The sequence below is a fragment of the Streptococcus sp. SV2 genome (assembly GCF_030440175.1).
Lineage (GTDB): Bacteria > Bacillota > Bacilli > Lactobacillales > Streptococcaceae > Streptococcus > Streptococcus raffinosi.
In genome coordinates, this window is record NZ_JAQFJQ010000004.1 from 163,261 (window position 1) to 183,947 (window position 20,687).

23 protein-coding genes, 2 tRNA genes and 1 rRNA gene are annotated in these 20,687 nt (G+C 38.7%); 2 read left to right on the forward strand and 24 right to left on the reverse strand.

What is annotated here, in order from left to right:
- Positions 1-62 precede the first annotated feature (62 nt).
- From PCY14_RS03900 to rsgA, 15 genes are all read right to left on the reverse strand, one after another.
- Complete coding sequence (locus PCY14_RS03900; RefSeq protein ID WP_021146507.1) at positions 63-698, reverse strand: CHAP domain-containing protein; 636 nt, start codon at positions 696-698, stop codon at positions 63-65.
- Between the two features lie 179 nt (positions 699-877).
- Positions 878-2,221 carry a type I glutamate--ammonia ligase gene (gene glnA / locus PCY14_RS03905; RefSeq protein ID WP_002889319.1) on the reverse strand — a complete coding sequence of 448 codons (1,344 nt, stop codon included), beginning with the start codon at positions 2,219-2,221 and terminating at the stop codon, positions 878-880.
- Positions 2,222-2,271: 50 nt separating this feature from the next.
- The gene (locus PCY14_RS03910; RefSeq protein WP_002889321.1) at positions 2,272-2,646 is read right to left on the reverse strand and encodes a MerR family transcriptional regulator; all 375 of its coding nucleotides are present in this window, start codon (positions 2,644-2,646) and stop codon (positions 2,272-2,274) included.
- Positions 2,647-2,819: 173 nt separating this feature from the next.
- Complete coding sequence (locus tag PCY14_RS03915; protein WP_164376172.1) at positions 2,820-3,323, reverse strand: aromatic acid exporter family protein; 504 nt, start codon at positions 3,321-3,323, stop codon at positions 2,820-2,822.
- A 131-nt stretch (positions 3,324-3,454) separates the two neighbouring features.
- A complete protein-coding gene (gene pgk, locus PCY14_RS03920) occupies positions 3,455-4,654 on the reverse strand; it encodes a phosphoglycerate kinase (protein WP_021146509.1) in 1,200 nt (399 codons plus the stop codon).
- Between the two features lie 422 nt (positions 4,655-5,076).
- Entirely contained in the window at positions 5,077-6,090 is a 1,014-nt protein-coding gene (gene gap, locus PCY14_RS03925) for a type I glyceraldehyde-3-phosphate dehydrogenase (protein ID WP_008535634.1), read from the reverse strand.
- 188 nt (positions 6,091-6,278) lie between these two features.
- Complete coding sequence (gene fusA, locus PCY14_RS03930) at positions 6,279-8,360, reverse strand: elongation factor G (RefSeq protein ID WP_021152596.1); 2,082 nt, start codon at positions 8,358-8,360, stop codon at positions 6,279-6,281.
- Positions 8,361-8,630: 270 nt separating this feature from the next.
- Positions 8,631-9,101 carry a 30S ribosomal protein S7 gene (gene rpsG / locus PCY14_RS03935; protein ID WP_002884746.1) on the reverse strand — a complete coding sequence of 157 codons (471 nt, stop codon included), beginning with the start codon at positions 9,099-9,101 and terminating at the stop codon, positions 8,631-8,633.
- Between the two features lie 18 nt (positions 9,102-9,119).
- The gene (rpsL, locus tag PCY14_RS03940; RefSeq protein WP_002884809.1) at positions 9,120-9,533 is read right to left on the reverse strand and encodes a 30S ribosomal protein S12; all 414 of its coding nucleotides are present in this window, start codon (positions 9,531-9,533) and stop codon (positions 9,120-9,122) included.
- Between the two features lie 226 nt (positions 9,534-9,759).
- Entirely contained in the window at positions 9,760-10,575 is an 816-nt protein-coding gene (gene purR / locus PCY14_RS03945) for a pur operon repressor (protein ID WP_008535638.1), read from the reverse strand.
- A gap of 92 nt (positions 10,576-10,667) precedes the next feature.
- Positions 10,668-11,609 carry a 3'-5' exoribonuclease YhaM family protein gene (locus PCY14_RS03950; RefSeq protein ID WP_021146512.1) on the reverse strand — a complete coding sequence of 314 codons (942 nt, stop codon included), beginning with the start codon at positions 11,607-11,609 and terminating at the stop codon, positions 10,668-10,670.
- Positions 11,599-12,873, reverse strand: a complete 1,275-nt coding sequence (rmuC, locus tag PCY14_RS03955; RefSeq protein WP_164376173.1) for a DNA recombination protein RmuC — start codon at positions 12,871-12,873, stop codon at positions 11,599-11,601. Before rmuC ends, PCY14_RS03950 begins: the two co-directional genes overlap by 11 nt.
- A gap of 1 nt (position 12,874) precedes the next feature.
- Positions 12,875-13,507 (reverse strand): thiamine diphosphokinase, encoded by a 633-nt coding sequence (locus tag PCY14_RS03960; RefSeq protein WP_021146515.1) that lies wholly within the window; start codon positions 13,505-13,507, stop codon positions 12,875-12,877.
- Positions 13,500-14,159 (reverse strand): ribulose-phosphate 3-epimerase, encoded by a 660-nt coding sequence (gene rpe / locus PCY14_RS03965; RefSeq protein ID WP_002889333.1) that lies wholly within the window; start codon positions 14,157-14,159, stop codon positions 13,500-13,502. Before rpe ends, PCY14_RS03960 begins: the two co-directional genes overlap by 8 nt.
- Positions 14,160-14,166: 7 nt before the next feature.
- Positions 14,167-15,039: a ribosome small subunit-dependent GTPase A gene (gene rsgA / locus PCY14_RS03970; RefSeq protein WP_021152599.1), complete on the reverse strand. Its 873-nt coding sequence runs from the start codon at positions 15,037-15,039 to the stop codon at positions 14,167-14,169.
- Between the two features lie 136 nt (positions 15,040-15,175).
- Here rsgA and PCY14_RS03975 point away from each other — a divergent pair.
- Positions 15,176-15,258: transfer RNA gene (locus PCY14_RS03975), tRNA-Leu, on the forward strand.
- 50 nt (positions 15,259-15,308) lie between these two features.
- On the opposite strand, the gene rsmA is transcribed toward PCY14_RS03975, so the two are convergent.
- The 5 genes from rsmA to trxA all read right to left on the reverse strand — a co-directional run bounded on the left by rsmA (position 15,309) and on the right by trxA (position 18,517).
- Positions 15,309-16,181: a 16S rRNA (adenine(1518)-N(6)/adenine(1519)-N(6))-dimethyltransferase RsmA gene (gene rsmA, locus PCY14_RS03980; protein ID WP_021146517.1), complete on the reverse strand. Its 873-nt coding sequence runs from the start codon at positions 16,179-16,181 to the stop codon at positions 15,309-15,311.
- A 144-nt stretch (positions 16,182-16,325) separates the two neighbouring features.
- The gene (gene rnmV / locus PCY14_RS03985; RefSeq protein WP_021146518.1) at positions 16,326-16,886 is read right to left on the reverse strand and encodes a ribonuclease M5; all 561 of its coding nucleotides are present in this window, start codon (positions 16,884-16,886) and stop codon (positions 16,326-16,328) included.
- The gene (locus PCY14_RS03990; protein ID WP_021146519.1) at positions 16,879-17,655 is read right to left on the reverse strand and encodes a TatD family hydrolase; all 777 of its coding nucleotides are present in this window, start codon (positions 17,653-17,655) and stop codon (positions 16,879-16,881) included. Before PCY14_RS03990 ends, rnmV begins: the two co-directional genes overlap by 8 nt.
- A 52-nt stretch (positions 17,656-17,707) precedes the next feature.
- Positions 17,708-18,139 carry a CoA-binding protein gene (locus PCY14_RS03995; protein ID WP_021146520.1) on the reverse strand — a complete coding sequence of 144 codons (432 nt, stop codon included), beginning with the start codon at positions 18,137-18,139 and terminating at the stop codon, positions 17,708-17,710.
- Positions 18,140-18,202: 63 nt separating this feature from the next.
- A complete protein-coding gene (trxA, locus tag PCY14_RS04000) occupies positions 18,203-18,517 on the reverse strand; it encodes a thioredoxin (RefSeq protein ID WP_002889340.1) in 315 nt (104 codons plus the stop codon).
- Between the two features lie 195 nt (positions 18,518-18,712).
- Here trxA and PCY14_RS04005 point away from each other — a divergent pair, with 195 nt between their 5' ends.
- Complete coding sequence (locus PCY14_RS04005; protein WP_008535650.1) at positions 18,713-19,495, forward strand: protein-ADP-ribose hydrolase; 783 nt, start codon at positions 18,713-18,715, stop codon at positions 19,493-19,495.
- A 103-nt stretch (positions 19,496-19,598) separates the two neighbouring features.
- On the opposite strand, the gene PCY14_RS04010 is transcribed toward PCY14_RS04005, so the two are convergent.
- The 4 genes from PCY14_RS04010 to rrf all read right to left on the reverse strand — a co-directional run bounded on the left by PCY14_RS04010 (position 19,599) and on the right by rrf (position 20,681).
- Complete coding sequence (locus PCY14_RS04010) at positions 19,599-20,012, reverse strand: thioesterase family protein (RefSeq protein ID WP_021146522.1); 414 nt, start codon at positions 20,010-20,012, stop codon at positions 19,599-19,601.
- 24 nt (positions 20,013-20,036) lie between these two features.
- On the reverse strand, positions 20,037-20,372 hold the full coding sequence (traF, locus tag PCY14_RS04015) for a conjugal transfer protein TraF (protein ID WP_008535651.1): 336 nt from the start codon (positions 20,370-20,372) through the stop codon (positions 20,037-20,039).
- Positions 20,373-20,486: 114 nt separating this feature from the next.
- Positions 20,487-20,560 (reverse strand) — tRNA-Asn (locus PCY14_RS04020).
- Positions 20,561-20,565: 5 nt separating this feature from the next.
- Positions 20,566-20,681, reverse strand: a 5S ribosomal RNA gene (gene rrf, locus PCY14_RS04025).
- Between the last annotated feature and the right edge of the window lie 6 nt (positions 20,682-20,687).

The following is a 20,687-nucleotide window of genomic DNA, read 5'->3' on the forward strand; positions in this document are numbered from 1 at the left end:
TCTAATTTCACCCAGTGTACAACTCTTCTCAAGTAAAAAAGCGCCGCAATGAGCGCTTCTTCTTATGCACCTGGATAAATGTAAGATACTGAACCTGGTGTTGTTGAATTTTGTGGGTCAAACCAACCACGATAGTTATCGATGTGTTGCTGATTGTTATAGTTAGATTCCAAGATTTGAATTTGTCCATCTTGACCGACTTGTGTGACATATCCAACGTGTCCATAGCCACCATCAGTCCAACATACAATTGATCCAGCAGCAGGTGTCGAACCTACAGCATAACCTTGGCTAGCAGCGCTTCCTGCCCAATCACCACCATTACCCCACCAGTTACTTGCCCATGGAGCAACTTCTTTAACACCCCATGTACATTGACCAACTGGATAACGATTCCAGGTAGCGTCTGAATCAGAAGCTGTAACCTCTGAAGAAGTTTCAGTTGCCTCTGTATCTGCTACAGTAGCAGTTGCCCCAGAAACGTCCAGAGTTTCACCAGGAACAATAGTTGACCAGATAGTCATACCGTTCTCAGCTGCTAATTGATAAGGGTCTACCCCATACTGACTGGCAATTCCAAAGAACGAATCTCCATTTTGAATTGTATAAGCATCAGCCTTGGCTGTTTGTGCGACTGTAAGACCTAGTAATAATGCACTTGAAGCTGCTGCCAGAGCAGCTTTTTTTGTAGTTTTCATAATTCCCCCTGAATAAGATTAATATGGAATAAGTGTAACACTCTCATATTTTAATGCGATTAAGGAAGAGTAAAGAAATATAACAAAAATAAACAAGTCTGTTAAAAGTACGTAATTTGTCCAAGAACTTAATTAATCAAAAAGAAAACCAGGAAAACCTGGTTTTCAAAGAAATATTATTAGTAAATATCCAAATAATTATCAATTTCCCATTGTGAAACGAAGGTTGCGTAACTTGCCCATTCCATACGTTTCGCGTCAAGGAAGTTTGTATAGATATGATTACCCAAAGCTTGACGAACCACTTCATCTGTTTCCAAGGCTTTAAGAGCGTTGCGAAGTGTTGATGGCAAATCAATGATACCAGCTTCTTTACGTTCTTCAGGAGACATTGAATAAATGTTTGTTTCAACTGGCTCTGGTGCTTCAATCTTGTTAATAATACCATCAAGACCTGCTTCCAAAAGAACAGCAAGTGCCAAGTATGGGTTTGCCATTGGGTCTACTGAGCGCAATTCCAAACGTGTACCCATACCACGAGAAGCAGGAACGCGGATTAATGGTGAACGGTTGCTACCTGCCCATGCAATATATACAGGAGCTTCGTAACCTGGAACCAAACGTTTATAAGAGTTAACCGTTGGGTTAATAATGGCAGTATAGTTATAGGCGTGTTTCATCAATCCACCAAGGAAGTAATAGGCATCTTGAGATAATTGCATACCACGTGGATCTTCTGGATCGAAGAAAGCATTTCCTTCATCAGTGAAGAGAGACATATTACAGTGCATACCACTACCAGCAATACCGTATTTAGGTTTCGCCATAAATGTAGCATAGAGACCATGTTTACGAGCAATTGTCTTAACAACTAGCTTAAACATTTGAATATTATCACATGCTTTCAAAACATCAGCATATTTGAAATCAATTTCATGTTGACCAACTGCTACTTCATGGTGAGAAGCTTCAACTTCAAAGCCCATTTCTGTCAAAACGTTAACAATTTCACGGCGTGTATTATCTGCAAGGTCAGTTGGAGCAAGGTCGAAATAACCACCTTTATCGTTTACTTCAAGTGTAGGATTGCCTAGTTCATCCAATTTGAAAAGGAAGAATTCTGGTTCTGGTCCAAGGTTAAATGATTTGTAACCCACTTCTTCCATATGACGCAATGCCTTTTTCAAGTTACCACGTGGATCACCTGCAAATGGTTCTCCTGCAGAAGTATAAATATCACAAATAAGACCTGCCACTGCACCATTTTCATCACCCCAAGGGAAAACTGTCCAAGTATCAAGATCTGGGTAAAGATACATATCAGATTCATTGATACGAACGAATCCCTCAATTGATGAACCATCAAACATTGCTTTATTTGAAAGTACCTTATCCAACTGTTCATCTGTCGCAGGAATTTCAACATTCTTCATAACTCCAAGGATATCAGAGAACATTAAACGCAAGAAAGTAACATTCTTTTCTTTGACTTCGCGACGAATATCAGCTGCTGTGATTGCCATAATAGGGGTCTCCTTTATAAAAAACCAAAAAATAAAAGTTCAAGGCGTAATTAGATACGCAAGTTACCAAATTGTTGTGACGGGGTCGTAAAACGGCCTTGCTGGAGGAGTTCATCATGCAAAATACGTCGAACATCTGCATCCGTTAAGGTCACTTGTTTTTGTTGTGCACGAACTTCACGTTCTTCGTATTCACGTTTAATCGCTGCAATATTATAACCATCATCTAAAAAATCTTTGATTTCCAACAAACGGTCCATATCATTCAGTGAGTACATACGACGATTTCCTGCTGTACGCTCAGGTTGAATCAACCCTTGATCTTCATAGTAACGAATTTGACGAGCAGTTAAATCTGTCAACTTCATAACTGTTCCAATCGGAAAAACAGCCAAGGAACGTCTCAGTTCTTTTTCTCTTGCCATGATTATCCTCCTTTCCTAACAATTATATTCTGAATATTTCTACATGTCAACCGTTTATGTTACTTTTTCTAACATAATGAGTAATTCCCGAACATTTCGTCATTTATTTACTTAAATTGTGGAGTTTTGTCATTGAAAACAGAAAAATAGAGCCCCTGAGAACTCTATTATTCTTATTTTAGGTATTTAATCAGCCAATTATAATCATAGTTCACGAGGATAGCAATAAAAACACCACAAAAGGTCTCAAAAACCCGGGCAATAACATAAACAAAAGTATCATTAGGTGGGATAGATAAGGTAATAATTAGCAGTGCCGCAACTCCTCCAATAACACCAGAGGAATTATTGAAAGACACATTAATCACAATAGTTAACATGGTTAAAATTGGAATCAATATCAATGTCACCCAAACCGAATGATCAAACAACATATTCACAAAATAAAATAAAAGAGACAGCAGACCTCCAACCGTGTTTGCAAAAATACGTGACTTCCCAAATTGAATACTTCTATCAAAGTTTTCACGAAGGCTGAAGACAGCAGTTAAACAACCAATCTGAAGCCCTTCCCATCCTAAAGCAGAAAACAAGCCTAAAACAAGAAAGACAGCAATCCCCGTCTTCAGTGTACGCATACCAAATTTAAATTTTTTCGGTTCAAATTTCAATCCCATTCAACTATTTTAACATGATTATGAAACTTTTGGCTATTCTAAATGATTTTGATTACATATTCTTCACTAAATATTTTTAAAATGACAACGTAAAAAGAGTTGGTTACCCAACTCTTTTCATTCTAATTAGATTATTTATCAGTAAGAGCAGCCAATCCTGGAAGTTCTTTACCTTCAAGGAGTTCCATAGATGCACCACCACCAGTAGAGATCCATGAGAATTTATCTGCACGTCCAAGGTTGATGGCAGCTGCTGCTGAGTCACCACCACCGATGATTGATTTAACACCTGGTTGTTTCACAATAGCATCCATCACACCGATTGTACCAGCTTGGAAGTCAGGGTTTTCAAATACACCCATAGGACCGTTCCATACAACTGTTTTCGCACCAGTCAAGGCTTTATCGAATTCAGCAATTGATTTAGGACCGATATCAAGTCCAAGGAATCCTGGATCTACTGCTTCACCTTCAGTGTCTTTCACTTCAGTGTAGTCAGCAAATGCATTAGCTTCTTTTGAGTCAACTGGCAATATCAATTTACCATTTGATTTTTCAAGAAGAGCTTTAGCAACATCAAGTTTGTCTTCTTCTACAAGTGAGTTACCAATTTCGATACCTTGTGCTTTATAGAATGTGTAAGTCATACCACCACCGATAAGGACTTTATCAGCTTTAGCAAGAAGGTTTTCGATAACACCAATCTTGTCAGATACTTTAGATCCACCAAGGATTGCTACGAATGGACGTTCTGGAGTTTCAACTGCTTCTTTGATGTAAGCAATTTCGTTTTCAAGAAGGAAACCAGCAACAGCTTTATCAACGTTTGCTGAAATACCAACGTTTGATGCGTGTGCACGGTGAGCTGTACCGAATGCATCGTTTACGAAGATGCCATCCCCAAGTGATGCCCAGTATTTACCAAGTTCAGGATCGTTTTTAGATTCTTTCTTGCCATCAACATCTTCGAAACGAGTGTTTTCAACCAAGAGAACTTGTCCATCTTCAAGAGCGTTAACAGCTGCTTCCAATTCAGCACCACGTGTAACACCTGGGATAAATTTCACTTCTTGACCCAATTTAGCAGCCAAGTCAGCAGCTACAGGAGCAAGTGATTTACCTTCTTTATCAGCTTCTTCTTTTACACGTCCAAGGTGAGAGAAGAGGATTGCACGCCCACCTTGTTCAAGGATATACTTGATTGTTGGAAGAGCAGCAGTGATACGGTTATCATTAGTGATCACACCGTCTTTTACAGGAACGTTGAAGTCAACACGAACGAGAACTTTTTTCCCTTTCAAGTCAACATCTTTAACAGTCAATTTAGCCATTTGATCAGACTCCTTAATTTTTTAATACGTTTTCATTATATCACAAAATACCTAAAAGAGATAGCAAAATCAGAAGGATTTCTAGCTTATTACTAGTACAAGTACATCTATCATATAATCAAAATAGAAAGGTAGAATAGTAATGAAAAAACTACTAAATAAAATTCAGAAAGAAGCTAATCACGATTTTAATATAATCCTCAAACTTACACTTAATCCTCTTTTCTTCTTTCTTACTTTTAAACAAACACTATTTTCCTACATTAACCAAACCTCAGTCTCACTATGGACACGTTTAATCCTATTAGCCAGTTTGCAATTTGCCATTGCAGTTTTTGAAACGCTTTTTAACTTGCTTCAAAAGAGCCATTATTTTCTGTACAAAAAAGAAGAGCCTAAGCCCTTCTTAATATACTATTGAATTATTTAGCAATTTTTGCGAAGTATTCAAGAGTACGTACAAGTTGTGAAGTGTATGACATTTCATTGTCGTACCATGACACAGTTTTAACCAATTGATGTCCATCAACAGTTTGAACTTTAGTTTGAGTTGCGTCAAACAATGAACCGAATGACATACCAACAACGTCAGAAGATACGATTGGATCTTCAGTGTAACCGTAAGATTCGTTAGCAGCTGCTTTCATTGCTGCGTTAACTTCATCAACAGTTACTTCTTTGTTAAGGACTGAAACCAATTCAGTTACAGAACCTGTTGGAACTGGAACACGTTGAGCAGCACCGTCAAGTTTACCGTTCAATTCAGGGATAACCAAACCGATAGCTTTAGCAGCACCAGTTGAGTTAGGAACGATGTTAGCAGCACCAGCACGAGCACGACGCAAATCACCTTTACGGTGTGGTCCATCAAGAATCATTTGGTCTCCAGTGTAAGCGTGGATAGTAGTCATCAAACCTTGTTTAATACCAAAGTTATCTTGCAATGCTTTAGCCATTGGTGCCAAACAGTTAGTTGTACATGAAGCACCTGAAATAACTGTTTCAGTACCATCAAGTGTATCGTGGTTAGTGTTGAATACGATTGTTTTAACATCGCTTCCACCAGGAGCAGTGATAACAACTTTCTTAGCACCACCGTTAGCGTGCAAGTGTTTTTCAGCAGCTGCTTTAGTTGCAAAGAAACCAGTTGCTTCAAGAACGATTTCTACACCGTCACTAGCCCAGTCAATTTGTTCTGGATCACGTTCAGCAGAAACTTTAACGAATTTACCGTTAACTTCAAATCCACCTTCTTTTACTTCAACAGTTCCGTTGAAACGACCTTGAGTTGTGTCATATTTCAACAAATGTGCAAGCATTGTAGGATCTGTAAGGTCATTGATGCGAGTAACTTCAACACCTTCTACGTTTTGGATACGACGGAAAGCAAGACGACCAATACGACCGAAACCGTTAATACCAACTTTAACTACCATTAGTGATTTCCTCCTTATGAAAATCAAATAAATATAATTTTGAGAGCAAGCTCTCCCTATTGTGAAAAGATTAACTTGAGCGCTTTCAATCTAACCTTTCAACAGTCATATTATATAATTTTTTTCAAAAAATTGCAAATAGAAAAGGCACTTACTTTCATAAGTACCTTAACTTTTATATGTGCTAATTAAGCTTCACCAGAGTTTTTCTTGATGATTTCTTCTTGAACTGATTTAGGAACATCTTCATAGTGGTCAAATACCATCATGAATGTACCACGTCCTTGAGTTGCAGAACGAAGTGTTGTTGCATAACCGAACATTTCAGCAAGTGGAACATATGCACGAACGATTTGGCTATTACCGTGTGCTTCCATACCATCAACACGTCCACGACGAGCTGTAACGTGACCCATAACATCACCAAGGTTTTCTTCAGGAACTGTGATTGTTACAAGCATCATTGGTTCAAGGATAGTTGGTTGTGCAGTCTTAGCAGCTTCTTTAAGTGCGAGAGATGCAGCGATCTTGAAGGCAGTTTCAGATGAATCGACATCGTGGTATGAACCATCGTAAAGCTTAGCTTTGATGTCAACCATTGGGTATCCAGCAAGGACACCGTTAGCCATAGATTCTTCCAATCCTTTTTCTACTGCAGGGATGAATTCACGTGGAACCACACCACCGACAATAGCATTTTCGAATTCGAAACCTTTACCTTCTTCGTTTGGAGTAAATTCAATCCAAACGTCACCAAATTGACCTTTACCACCTGATTGGCGTTTGAAGAATCCACGTGCTTGTGTAGCTGCACGGAATGTTTCACGGTATGATACCTGTGGAGCACCAACATTGGCTTCAACTTTGTGTTCACGTTTCAAACGGTCAACAAGGACGTCAAGGTGAAGTTCACCCATACCAGAGATAACTGTTTCACCTGTTTCAGGGTTTGTTTCAACACGGAATGTTGGATCTTCTTCAGCAAGTTTTTGAAGACCGATACCCATCTTATCTTGGTCAGCTTTAGTCTTAGGTTCAACCATCAATTGGATAACTGGTTCTGGAACTTCGATTGATTCAAGAATGATTTTTGCTTTTTCATCAGTCAATGAGTCACCAGTTGTTGTATCTTTCAAACCGATAGCTGCGGCGATATCACCAGCATAAACTTGTTCAATTTCGTGACGGCTGTTAGCGTGCATTTGAAGGATACGTCCGATACGTTCACGTTTACCCTTAGAAGTGTTCATTACATATGAACCAGATTGAAGGACACCTGAGTAAACACGGATGAATGTCAAACGACCTACGAATGGGTCAGTCATAATCTTGAAGGCAAGAGCTGCAAATGGCTCATCATCAGATGCTGGACGAGTTTCTTCTTCGTCAGTATCTGGGTTAACACCTTTGATTGCTGGAATATCAAGTGGGCTTGGAAGGTAATCAATAACTGCATCAAGCATCAATTGAACACCTTTGTTCTTGAAGGCAGAACCACAAAGAACTGGGAAGAATTCAACATTGATTGTTGCACGACGGATAGCTGCTTTCAATTCTTCATTTGTGATTTCTTCACCTTCAAGGTATTTCATCATCAAATCTTCGTCAGTTTCAGCTACAGCTTCAATCAATTTTTCACGGTATTCGTTAGCTTGATCAACGTATTCAGCTGGGATATCTTCTTCAAGAATATCTGTACCAAGGTCGTTAGTATAGATTTCAGCCTTCATCTTAATCAAGTCAATGATACCACGGAAATCATCTTCAGCACCGATTGGCAATTGAATTGGGTGAGCGTTCGCTTGAAGACGATCGTGAAGTGTGCTTACTGAGTAAAGGAAGTCAGCACCGATTTTATCCATCTTGTTGGCAAATACGATACGTGGAACACCATACTCAGTTGCTTGACGCCAAACTGTTTCAGTTTGAGGTTCTACACCTGATTGTGAGTCAAGAACGGTTACGGCACCATCCAATACACGGAGTGAACGTTGTACTTCGATAGTGAAGTCCACGTGTCCTGGTGTATCGATGATATTAACACGGTGACCATCCCATTGCGCTGTTGTAGCGGCAGAAGTGATTGTGATACCACGTTCTTGTTCTTGCTCCATCCAGTCCATTTGTGATGCACCTTCGTGAGTTTCACCGATTTTGTGAATTTTACCAGTGTAGTAAAGGATACGCTCTGTTGTAGTTGTTTTACCGGCATCGACGTGGGCCATGATACCGATATTACGAGTTTTTGCAAGTGAAAATTCGCGTGCCATTAGGTTTATTCTCCTATAAAAATTTTAGTTTACTTATTTATTATAACATTATTGTCAAAAAACGGATAGGCAGGACCTACCCGTTCTCATTGGTCTTTGATTTGTTGCTTTCAACTCGCAGATGAGTTGAAAAAGAACTCAAGAGCTACCCGAGCTCAATTGAACCCAGGCTAAAAGCTTGGAAAATAGATAAGCTTTCCTAGAATCTTTGATTCTACGTCAAGCTTCCTAATTTTCAATCGCTTTTTTAACGCCCTCAGTATCTTATTCTTACCAGCGGAAGTGAGCAAAGGCACGGTTAGCTTCAGCCATTTTGTGAGTATCTTCACGTTTCTTAACTGATGCACCAGTGTTGTTTGCAGCATCCATAATTTCTTTAGCAAGGCGGTCTTTCATAGTGTGTTCACCACGCGCACGTGATGCGTTAACCAACCAACGTAGGCCAAGTGTTGTACGACGTTCTGGACGAACTTCAACTGGGACTTGGTAGTTTGAACCACCGACACGACGTGCACGTACTTCAAGTACAGGCATGATGTTGTCCATAGCTGTTTCAAATACTTCAAGAGCATCGTTTCCAGTTGCTTCTTTGATTTGTTCGAAAGCATCGTATACGATTGTTGCAGCAGTACCACGTTTACCGTCAAGCATTACACGGTTGATAAGACGTGTAACGATTTTTGAATTGTACAATGGATCTGCCAATACTTCGCGTTTAGGCGCTCTATTTTTACGACTCATTTTATCTTATCTCCCTTCTTATCCTTTAGGACGTTTAGCACCGTATTTAGAACGGCTTTGTTTACGATCAGCTACACCTGCAGTATCAAGTGCACCACGGACGATGTGGTAACGTACCCCTGGAAGGTCTTTTACACGTCCACCACGGATAAGAACAACGCTGTGTTCTTGGAGGTTGTGTCCAATACCTGGGATGTAAGCAGTAACTTCGATAAGGTTGCTCAAACGTACACGAGCGAATTTACGAAGGGCTGAGTTAGGTTTTTTAGGTGTCATTGTTCCAACACGTGTTGCAACACCACGTTTTTGTGGTGAAGATACATTAGTTTGAACTTTTTTGTGGCTATTGTAACCAACGTTCAAAGCTGGTGATTTAGATTTAACAACTTTTGATTGACGTGGTTTACGAACCAATTGGTTAATTGTAGGCATCTACATTCTCCTGTGTTTTTTATTTTTGGTTGATATGGCACTTGGTGACAGCCCATATCTGGGTGTACTTTTGCAACTTATGTCAGCACGTCTCTGTACACTTTTGAGAGACCAAAAGTAAAAAGTACCGTCTAATATAATACCATTTTTTGAGGAACCTTGTCAAGAATTTCTTGCCAAAAAGAAAATTCCTAAGCATTAGATTAGGAATTACCTTTTAAGTTTTTTATTTATCGAAAATATTACCTACTTCAACTTCTACTTTTTGCGATTTTACATCGATATCAGATACAGTAAGCAATGATTTGTATTCATGAATATCTCGGTCGCCTTTGGCATTCTCTGCAAATACAGCTACACCCACTAATTCACTATCAAATTCTGAAAGTAAGCTAATCATACCGGTAATGGTGCCGCCACCCTTAAGAAAATCGTCAACAATAAGCACACGACTATTGGGTTTCAAGCTACGTTTTGATAGAAACATTTTTTCAATACGGTCACTTGATCCGCTGACATAGTTCACTGAGACGGTAGAGCCTTCTGTGATTTTCAAATCACGACGTACAATAACAAAGGGAATGTTTAGGACATCTGCTACTGCATTTGCCAAAGGAACACCTTTTGTTGCAACAGTCATAACAGCATCAATCTTTTGACCCTTAAATGCGCTAGCAATAATACGTCCAACATTCTTCAAAATAGAAGGCGTACTCAATAAATCAGACAAATAGAGATACCCACCCGGTAGGATACGATCACTCTCAGAAAGTCTCTCACAGAGACCTTCGACTAAACTTCTTGCATCTTCATCGGAAATGGTTGGTGTAAACATAACACCACCAGAGGCCCCTGTTACTGTTTCAATTTCACCTATCTGACTCTCTTCAAAAGCTTTCTTAATGATTGCAATATCTTCTGAGATTGAAGATTTTGCAGCTTCATAACGCTCTGCAAAGGTATTAAGACTTGTCAACTGATAGGGATTATTAATCAGGTAGTTTGAAATCACTACCATGCGCTCACTTCGTTTTAATTTCATAAATCACCTATAATTTCTGTACTTTTTTACTATTATACCATAACACATTAAAAAACGAACATTTTTGCCTTAATGCTCGTTTACTTTCGATTTTAATCAAATTTTGGTTTATAGAAGGAACGATTGTCCATAGCAAAGAGACGATTAGTCATTTCTCCAGGTCCAACTAGGTTAAGAGCTGTCATCATCATCATCATACTAGCATCAAGATTATCAATCATATGGATAACCTCCGCTTCCATGATACGAGGACGAACTGGGCTTCCGTATTCTAATTGTCCGTGGTGACTTAAAATGACATGACGTAAAACAACAACATCCTCACGTGTATCATCAATGTTAAGTTCCATGAGAACCTTGGTAATTTCTTCATCAATCAAGGCGATATGCCCAATCAAGTTACCTCGAACAGTATACTCTGTATTTTCCGGACCAGTCAATTCAATAACTTTAGCCAAATCATGGAGCATGATTCCCGCAAAGAGCAGACTCTTATTTAGTTCCGGATAAACATCCCCAATACTGTCTGCTAAACGAACCATTGTAGCTGTATGATAGGCCAACCCACTTTCAAAAGCATGGTGATTTGTTTTAGCAGCAGGAAAACTAAAAAACTCCTTGTTATACTTTCGATAAAGAGCACGGACCACACGTTGCCATGTAGCTTCCTCTATTTTGAAAATCATCTGTTCAAGATACTCACGCACTTCAGACGGATTTACCGGTGGTTTTTCCTTAAAATCAGCTGGATCATTTGGTTCTCCAAATGCAGGCAAACGTAAAGTAATTTGATTTACCTGAGGAGTATTATTATAAACCTCTCGACGTCCTTCCATATGAACTACCTTACCAGCTGTAAATTCCTCAACATTATAAGGCTGAGCATCCCAAAGATTTCCCGAAATTTCACCAGAATCATCTTGGAAGGTAAAGGCAATATAGTCTTTACCAGCCCTTGTCTTACGTACTTCTGCACGCTTAATCAGATAAAAGCCTTCAAAATACTCGTCTTTTTTCATTTGATTAATTTTCATGCTTGTCCTCATTTTCTAATTGTGGTAGATCTAACAAACTTTGTGTCGCACTATCTTGGTAGGTTTCAATGGTATCAAGAGCTCTAACAATAGCCCTGCTTCTTGTATTGAGCAGACTATCAACAGTTTTACTGGCTGTATTTAATTGTTTTTGAGCCTTGGCAAGCATATCTCCAAACTTACCGAACTCCAGTTTGACGTTGCCTAAAATCTTACTGATATCATCCGCATTTTTTTGAATGTTCAAGGTCCTGAATCCTACTGACAATGAATTCAATAGTGCAGACAATGTTGATGGCCCGGCAATAACAATATTCTCCTCACGACGAAGAGCGTCAAAGAATGAGGGTTGACGTACGACCTCAGCATAAAGCCCTTCCGTCGGCAAAAATAATATACCAAAATTTGTGGTTTCAGGTGGATTAAGATACTTCTTGTTAATATCCTTAGCAAATCGCTTAATGCTAGCCAAAAGTGATTTACGATGATTCTCGATTTGCTCTTTATTTCCGGACTCATAAGCATCTTCCAAGCGATAGTAGTCTTCAAGAGGAAACTTAGAGTCAATAGGCAGATAGATATATTCGTCCTTGTGGTTTCCTGGCATCTTAACCGCATATTCAACTCGCTCAGTTGAACCCGACACTGTCGGAAACTCTCTCTCGTATTGATTAGCAGTCAATATATCTTCAATAATTTGTCCTAATTGAAGTTCTCCCATAATACCACGTGTTTTTGTATTTGAAAGGACCTTATTGAGACTTCCAACATCCCTAGCAACATTTTTCATTTCCCCCAGACCTTGGTTAACAGACTCCAGCTGTCTTGACACCGTCTCAAAGGAAGCTTGTAATCGTGTCTGTAATGTTTGCTCAAGTTTCTCTTCAACTGTCTGACGCATTTGTTCCAAACGTTTCTCATTGGAATCCTGCATTTCTTTAACGGCCTTCGTCAAGCTCTGGTTTATTTGCTCTAGGCGCTGGTCAGAGCGATCTCGATTATCAGACAAGTTTTGGTGTAAAACTTCTCTGATATCCGTTAATTGTCGATAGAGTTCTTTCTGCAATTGATTCAATTGCCTTGTTGTTTCAAGTTGGTTTGCCTTGGCAAAGCTTTCTAACTGAAAAGACAGTTGATCTGAAAGATTATCTGCATTTCCCTCCAGACTCTTATTAATCTGACCCTTTAACTCCGCATTTTTCAATAAAAGAACAACAAGAATTCCTAAACTTAACAAGGTCAAAAGTGTAAGCAGGTAAATCATACTAACTCCTATCTTTAGTCTGAATGACAATCACGTATCCATTTGGAACTACAACATGAATGGGGCCATCAAGGAATTCATTACTAGAATAGTTTTTCTTTTGAAAATAATTCCTATCAGTTAATTCGTACTTTGCGCCCAAAATCGTCAATTCCCCAGTTCCTTCTTGTAAGAAAGAAACGTAAGTCATCCCTGGTTCAGGAAAAATATCATGTTTTCCTTCTGGACAATAAGTAACCTTATTTTGCTTATCTCTCAAACAGATACGACTCATAAAGGGAGCTAGTTCAGGATCACTAGCCAGAAATACATTTGACAACATATGGTCCAATCTACCACCAAATGCACCAAAAATAGTTACTTCAGCTTCAGGGAAAGCTTGAAAAATCAATTTTAAAGCTAACTCAGTGTCCGTGTCATCCTTCTCAGCGGGAGCCTTCTTACAAGATTTAGCTATCGATTGAATGACGTTTAATTCTGACTCGGAGACAGAATCAAAATCCCCTACAGCCAAGTCAAGAGGTAACCCCCACTCCAATAAGTACAAACAAGCACGGTCCACTCCAACAAAATAATCAAAATCGGTAGTGAACCAATCTAGCTCACCACCGACAAACAAAGCTACTTTAGGCATCGATAGCATCACGAAGTGTTTGAACTTGAGCAGTTAAATCAGGATTCTTAAAGAGATAAGAACCTGCTACAAATACGTTAGCTCCTGCCTTGGCACATGCAGCAATCGTCTTATTATCTACACCACCATCAACCTCAATATCAAATGAATAGCCACCTTTTTGGCGAAGTTCGACAACACGTTCCACTTTAGACATCATTTCTGGAATGAAAGCTTGACCGCCAAAGCCTGGATTTACAGTCATGATGAGCACTTGATCCACTAAATCAAGCACAGGAATAAGTGCCTCAACTGGGGTTCCTGGATTAATCACAGCACCTGCTTTCATACCAGCAGCCTTTATCTTCTGAAGAGCACCATGAATATGTTTAGTCGCTTCAACATGAATCGTCATGATATCTGCACCAGCTTGTGCATAGGCATCCACATAACGCTCAGGATCAACAACCATAAGGTGACAATCAAAAACTAACTTGCTGTGTTTACGCATACTAGCAACCACATCTGCTCCCCAACTAATATTAGGAACAAACTGACCGTCCATAATATCAATGTGAACATATTCTGCACCCGATGCATCAACACGAGCCAATTCTGAAGCAAAATTAGCGTAATCAGCAGCTAGGATAGAAGGAGCAATTTTATATGACATGAGAGACCTACTTTCTTTTGATAGTTTTTTTATATGTTTCGCGACGGTTTTCAATTTCACTCAAAAATTGAAGGTAATTATCATAACGCACTTGCCAGATTCGTCCATTCTCCACCTCATCTTTAACAGCGCAAGAAGGCTCGTGCGTATGGGTACAAGATCGAAACTTACAACCATGACTGGCTTGACGAATTTCTGGAAAAGATTCACTCAAATCTTCTGCATTATCCACTTCATAATCTAAGGAAGAAAATCCAGGTGTATCTGCAATTTTCCCACCATGCACATCATAAAGACTCACAGCTCTTGTTGTGTGACGTCCACGCCCCAGACTGTCGGAAATTTCACCCGTTTCTAGCTTCAACTCAGGAGCAATACGGTTCAATAAAGTTGATTTACCCACACCTGTCTGCCCCATAAATACGGTAACTTTATGGGCCAAGAGAGGTAAGAGTTCTTCCAAAGTGAAAACGAAATCAAAACCAATTTTTTGGTACTTTTTTTGAATCTCCTTCATTTCCGAATCATCTTCAATCAAATCCATTTTAGAAATATAGATTACAGGTTTTATATGTTTGTGTTCTAATAAGACCAAAAAACGGTCCAAAAGATTACTATTAAAATCTGGTTCCTTAGCAGACATAATAACCACAGCCTGATCAATATTGACAATAGGTGGACGCACTAAACTATTAATGCGTTGCCCAATTTTAAGAATATAGCCTTCTGAATTTTCCTCCGCTGAAAATTCAACAAAATCTCCAACGTAAGGCGTCTGCCCTTTTTTTCTAAAATTTCCTCGTGCACGCGTCTGGTATACAACACCATCATGCTCTACATAATAGAAACCTGCCAGCGCTTTGATAATTCTTCCTTGCAAGTGAACTCCTCATTCGTTTAATAGCCTTATTATACCACAAAACTGCAAGCATATCTGACCCAAAACAAGTAAGGAGCTCAATTCCTTTGGGCTCCTTGCATTTTTACTAATTTGCAGTATAATAAGCATAACATCTGCGGAGGTGGTGGAATGGCAGACACGCATGCTTCAGGCGCATGTGCTCTTACGAGCGTGAGGGTTCAAATCCCTTTCTCCGCATCATTGTACAGAAAATTCCGCTGACATTTATGTTCAGTGGGATTTTTAAGCTATAAACCTGCTTCGCTCAAAGCATCAGATAAACGGGCAAAATCAGGTATAGATAGAGCCTCTCCACGAATAGAAGGCTTTATATTTGCATTTCCCAAAGCCTGCTCAAGTTTAGTTTTGACTTCTTCAGATTTACCAAAATGACTTGTCAAATTATTCCAAAGTGTCTTACGACGATGCACAAAGCTAATCTTCGATACACGGAAAAAGAAATCTTCGTCTTTAACTTCAACCAGAGGTTGCTCACGACGCGTCATCTTCAAAATAGCCGAGTCAACATTAGGTGCTGGTACAAAAACTGTACGTGGGACAACAAATGCCACCTTAGCAGTCATATAATACTGAACAGCGATTGATAACGAACCATAGGCCTTGGTATTGGGCTCTGCAGAAATACGGTCAGCAACCTCTTTTTGCATCATAACAACAAATTCTGCAAAAGGAATCTTACTCTCAATCAAATGCATTAAAATTGGTGTCGTAATATAGTATGGTAGGTTGGCTACGACCTTAATTGGTAGGTTTGGATTTTTAAATTCTTTGACACGTGTCTGTAAATCTGCCTTGAGAACATCTTCGTTAATCACTTTAATATTATCATGGTCACGTAGTGTATCTTCCAAAATTGGAACCAAACGCTCATCGATTTCAAAAGCCATAACCTCTGCAGCATTTTCAGCCAAAAACTCAGTTAATGCTCCGATACCAGGTCCAATTTCGATAACATTGACATTTTTATCAATCTCTGCCGTATCTACTATCTTTTGTAAAATATTTGTATCTGTTAAAAAGTTCTGTCCAAAAGACTTCTTAAAGGTAAAGCCGTGACGCTCAAGAACAGCCTTGGTCACGCTATAATCTGCAATTCTCATTTCTTCTCTCTTCTTATTGTTATATTACGATTCTGCTTACTCGAGCCAAAAAATAAGGTTGATACTTTTACAGTTCATTAACTGGAATAACTATTTCAAATTCAACCTCAGCAGTCACCTGCCTAATCAGAACACCGATATATTCTAGTAACGGGCCATAGCCTCTTCAAGCTCCTCTAATGTAATTCCAAATAATTCCAAACGTTTTAAAAGCTGCTTTCCATTGCAATAACCAATACGAAGCGTTTCTCCCAAATATTCTCGACGTTTTCGACTGTCTGCTCCCATTACTAGTCCTAAACGCATAAGATCTGATTTCCTAATATCAAACTGATTATCATCATCATAACTACCTAGGACTCCTGCCAAAGCTTTTTGAAGATCCTCGAAACTAGCATGCTCAACCCCTAGAGAACGCCCCTTTGTCTTGGATTTGGGAACAGCTTCACCACGATTTAAAAAAGCATGCTTGGCCGTTGGGACAGCTCCCATAATGATTTTACGGATACGTTCTCCATTATAATCCGGATCAGTAAAAACAATAACACCACGTAAGTCATTAAGCTTATCAATACGCTCTAAGTCATCTTCATTAATAGCAGAACCTCTAGTTTCATAGGTGTCCACCTCATAAAAACGTCTCAAGTTTGCCGTATCATCCTTACCCTCTACAACGATGACTTCTTGAATTTTTATTTTAGTCATTAAGCCCAAAAATCCTCATTGCATTGTCATAAGTAGCTCTTGCAACTTCTTCACTTGTTAATCCACGAAGCTCAGCAATCTTGTCTACTACGTAACGTGTATAGCCGGTACGATTCTCACGACCACGTTTCGGAACAGGTGCCAAATAAGGTGCATCCGTTTCAACCAGAATCCTATCTAAAGGCAATTTCTGAGCAGCTTCTTGGACATCCAATGCTTTTTTAAAGGTAACAACACCTGAAAAGGAAATCATCATTCCAAGATCAACAAATTTTTGAGCCATTTCTAAGGATCCTGAGTACGAGTGCATAATACCACCACGGGGACCAACTCCAACTTCTTTAATGACATCGTAAGTATCTTCAAGTGCATCTCGTGTATGGACAACAAAAGGTAAATTATATTTCTTTGATAAGCCTATTTGACGCTTAAAGACCTCAATCTGAACCTCTTTAGGATCTTCCATCCAATAGTAGTCCAATCCAATTTCACCAAGTGCCACTACTTTCGGATTATCCAATTGTGATACAATCATATCCTCAATTTCCTGAGAATAGGACCCCGCTTCTGTAGGATGCCATCCAATCGTACTATAGAGTTGATCATATTGCTCTGAAAGTTCTAAAGACTTATCAATTGTCGGTTTATCAAAACCAACAATATTCATTTTAGTAACACCAAGTTCCGCTGCAAAATCTATTTCTTCTTGTTCTTTTCCTGCAAAATTATCCACATTAAGATGGGTATGCGTATCAAAAATTTTAATCATAGGTCTATTATAACAAAAAGGAGCGAGCTTAGCTCACTCATCCTTTCATTTATTAAACAAAGAGTCGCATATATTCTATCTTTGTACAGCGATTCATTACAATATCCTGGTGTCCTGCCTGACGTAGCATGATTTCAGCTTCTTCATTTTCAATACCAATCTGACTCCAAAAAACTTTGGCATCCGCTTCAAGGAAATCAGAGGCAACATCTGGCAAAAACTCACTACGTCGAAAAACATCAACAATATCGACCGAAAACGGAATATCCTTTAGTTGACCATAGACATGCTCTCCAAGAATTTCTTGCCCCTCAAGCTTCGGATTAACCGGTACAATACGATAGCCGGCAGTTTTTAAAAAATGCGCAACTTGGTAGGCTGCTGTTTCTTTTCTATGAGACAAACCAACAATGGCAATCGTTTTGGCCGATTTCAAATAAGAATCGATAACCTCTTCACTAGGATTTTGAAATGTGTAAGTCATAAGAATCTCCTCCTATTTCAATTAACTAAAATAAAAATCCCTGAACGGGATTTCGTCGATTACTTAACCAAGCTCAGCAACGATGGCCTTAATTTGATCTTTCGTATGTACACCTGCAACCTGCTTAACAACTTCACCATCTTTTTTGAAGAGCAAAGTTGGAATAGACATAATTCCAAACTTTTGAGCTGTTTCTGGATTCTCATCAACATCAATTTTGACAATCTTGAGTTCGTCCTCTGAAACCTCTTCAGAAAGCTGTTCAAGAATAGGGGCCTGCATCAAACAAGGCCCACACCAAGTTGCCCAGAAATCAATCAAAACCAGACCCTCAGCTGTCTCTTTTTCAAAGGTAGCATCTGTTACTACTTGCGTCATTTCATTATCCTCCTAGATATAGTAAACATTTGTAGACCTATTCTATATGATTCTACAGAGCATTGCAAGAATTTGATACAGACATAAAAAATTCATATCAAATATTAGTCATTGCCTATCATAGACATCGCTTGCCCACAACATAGCTTGGATGTATAATAATAAAAACACTATAAAAAATAGAAAAGAGTACATATGGATAAAGATGCAATGATTACCTATCTCATAGGTGAACTCAAAAAAGAAAATCTAGAATTACATGATTTGATTGTTCCAGAAGAGCTCGAGAAAAAGCAAAGACTTCTAAGAGCACTCTTTAATACACGTAAACCAATGGCAGCGTCAACACAATTCTTGACCATCCAAGACCTTTACCTACAAGTTAGAAAAGGAGAACGTGGAATTGTACAACTCAACACACTCCGTCCAATTCCTCAAGATGACCAAATTTACATCTGGAAAGGTGATATCACAAAACTCGAAGTAGATGCTATCGTAAATGCTGCAAATAAGACCTTACTGGGTTGCATGAAGCCACTTCATGATTGTGTTGATAATGCTATCCACACTTATGCAGGAGTACAGCTTCGCCAATCTTGTTACGAACTCATTTTAGAGCAAGGATATGAGGAACCAGTAGGAATGGCTAAAATTACGCCAGCTTACAATCTTCCTTCTGCATTCGTTATACACACAGTAGGCCCAAAGATAGAAAACCAACCAACACAAATTGATGAAGATCTTTTAGCTAAATGCTATCTATCTGTATTGGCACTAGCTGAAAAAAATAACATTGAGTCCATCGCAATTCCATGCATCTCAACAGGAGACTTTAATTTTCCAAAACAAAAGGCTGCGACAATTGCAATTCAGACTGTTAAAGACTTTATAAAAGACTCTACAACCGTTAAAAAAGTTATTTTTAATGTATTTGATGATGATAATTTAAGTATTTATCAAGAACTCCTTACAAAATAAAAAGGTTAGAATAAAAATTCTAACCTTAAGTATTAAACAGGTAAACTTAAAACAGCCAGTGAGGCAAGACAATCATTTAAAACAATTGTCTTACTTCACTTTTTTATTTTAACTCAGACTGTTCTTTTAACAAATCAAAGAATATTGGATAATCTCGTTTTAGATTAACAAACTTACCTTCTTTAGACATAAAGCTATGTTCAGAAACAGCAGTACAAACAATAGTCCCATCTTGATTTAGCATACGATATTCAAAAGAAAGTCTTGCAGATTTAACTCCTTTAACAGTAATCTCTATAGAGATCTCATCCGCAAAAGTCGAAGTAGCTTTATATTCACAAGACAGAGAAGTAACCGGAGAAATTATTCCTTCCTCTTCTATTCTTTCATAAGGCCAACCAATTTCCCTAAGAAATAATGTTCTAGCCTCCTCCATCCATCGAACATAATTAGAATGATGAGTAATACCCATTCTATCCGTTTCATAATACTGGACCTCGTGTTTATAAATAAACATAAGAACCTCCCAATACATTAAAAATTAGGAAATAAAATCCAAAATATCTTCTTCAGAAAGTGAAGAATCACAAACGACCTTGACAGAACCATTTTCTGATACAAAAAGTGCCGGAACAGTTGCAATACCATATCGATTACGTAACCCTTGAATTTCCTCAAGTTCTTCCTCATTTTCACTATTAACGTAGAAAATATTAAAATTAGAACTATGAGCAACATTCGATAATTTAGGTTCAAAACGTTGACAATAAGGACAAGAAGGTCTACCAATAAATAAAATGAACTTTTCTCCAGAAGCAATTTTCTCTTTAACTAAAGACACTGAAGCTGGAGTAAAATCCGAAGCAAAAATAGACATAATGACACCTCACAAATAAAAGTATAGTCCTATGATAGCTGAATTCGACCTAATAAACAAGTAAATAAATTGAAAACAAAAAAGGTCAGACAAAGTCTGACCACAAGTACTATACTCCGCCAGTAGGACTCGAACCTACGACATCATGATTAACAGTCATGCGCTACTACCAACTGAGCTATGGCGGATAAATGCTAAGCGACTACCATATCTAACAGGGGGCAACCCCCAACTACTTCAGGCGTTCTAGGGCTTAACTGCTGTGTTCGGCATGGGAACAGGTGTATCTCCTAGGCTATCGTCACTTAACTCTGA

What these genes read in the sequence shown, in the direction of transcription:
- PCY14_RS03900 (WP_021146507.1), bottom strand. Translation starts at nt 698, where the DNA reads ATGAAAACTACAAAAAAAGCTGCTCTGGCAGCAGCTTCAAGTGCATTA.
- glnA (WP_002889319.1), bottom strand. Translation starts at nt 2,221, where the DNA reads ATGGCAATCACAGCAGCTGATATTCGTCGCGAAGTCAAAGAAAAGAAT.
- PCY14_RS03910 (WP_002889321.1), bottom strand. Translation starts at nt 2,646, where the DNA reads ATGGCAAGAGAAAAAGAACTGAGACGTTCCTTGGCTGTTTTTCCGATT.
- PCY14_RS03915 (WP_164376172.1), bottom strand. Translation starts at nt 3,323, where the DNA reads ATGGGATTGAAATTTGAACCGAAAAAATTTAAATTTGGTATGCGTACA.
- pgk (WP_021146509.1), bottom strand. Translation starts at nt 4,654, where the DNA reads ATGGCTAAATTGACTGTTAAAGATGTTGACTTGAAAGGGAAAAAAGTT.
- gap (WP_008535634.1), bottom strand. Translation starts at nt 6,090, where the DNA reads ATGGTAGTTAAAGTTGGTATTAACGGTTTCGGTCGTATTGGTCGTCTT.
- fusA (WP_021152596.1), bottom strand. Translation starts at nt 8,360, where the DNA reads ATGGCACGCGAATTTTCACTTGCAAAAACTCGTAATATCGGTATCATG.
- rpsG (WP_002884746.1), bottom strand. Translation starts at nt 9,101, where the DNA reads ATGAGTCGTAAAAATAGAGCGCCTAAACGCGAAGTATTGGCAGATCCA.
- rpsL (WP_002884809.1), bottom strand. Translation starts at nt 9,533, where the DNA reads ATGCCTACAATTAACCAATTGGTTCGTAAACCACGTCAATCAAAAGTT.
- purR (WP_008535638.1), bottom strand. Translation starts at nt 10,575, where the DNA reads ATGAAATTAAAACGAAGTGAGCGCATGGTAGTGATTTCAAACTACCTG.
- PCY14_RS03950 (WP_021146512.1), bottom strand. Translation starts at nt 11,609, where the DNA reads ATGAAAATTAATCAAATGAAAAAAGACGAGTATTTTGAAGGCTTTTAT.
- rmuC (WP_164376173.1), bottom strand. Translation starts at nt 12,873, where the DNA reads ATGATTTACCTGCTTACACTTTTGACCTTGTTAAGTTTAGGAATTCTT.
- PCY14_RS03960 (WP_021146515.1), bottom strand. Translation starts at nt 13,507, where the DNA reads ATGCCTAAAGTAGCTTTGTTTGTCGGTGGTGAGCTAGATTGGTTCACT.
- rpe (WP_002889333.1), bottom strand. Translation starts at nt 14,159, where the DNA reads ATGTCATATAAAATTGCTCCTTCTATCCTAGCTGCTGATTACGCTAAT.
- rsmA (WP_021146517.1), bottom strand. Translation starts at nt 16,181, where the DNA reads ATGAGAATTGCAGATTATAGCGTGACCAAGGCTGTTCTTGAGCGTCAC.
- rnmV (WP_021146518.1), bottom strand. Translation starts at nt 16,886, where the DNA reads ATGACTAAAATAAAAATTCAAGAAGTCATCGTTGTAGAGGGTAAGGAT.
- PCY14_RS03990 (WP_021146519.1), bottom strand. Translation starts at nt 17,655, where the DNA reads ATGATTAAAATTTTTGATACGCATACCCATCTTAATGTGGATAATTTT.
- PCY14_RS03995 (WP_021146520.1), bottom strand. Translation starts at nt 18,139, where the DNA reads ATGACTTACACATTTCAAAATCCTAGTGAAGAGGTTATCGATTCTTAT.
- trxA (WP_002889340.1), bottom strand. Translation starts at nt 18,517, where the DNA reads ATGACGCAAGTAGTAACAGATGCTACCTTTGAAAAAGAGACAGCTGAG.
- PCY14_RS04005 (WP_008535650.1), top strand. Translation starts at nt 18,713, where the DNA reads ATGGATAAAGATGCAATGATTACCTATCTCATAGGTGAACTCAAAAAA.
- PCY14_RS04010 (WP_021146522.1), bottom strand. Translation starts at nt 20,012, where the DNA reads ATGTTTATTTATAAACACGAGGTCCAGTATTATGAAACGGATAGAATG.
- traF (WP_008535651.1), bottom strand. Translation starts at nt 20,372, where the DNA reads ATGTCTATTTTTGCTTCGGATTTTACTCCAGCTTCAGTGTCTTTAGTT.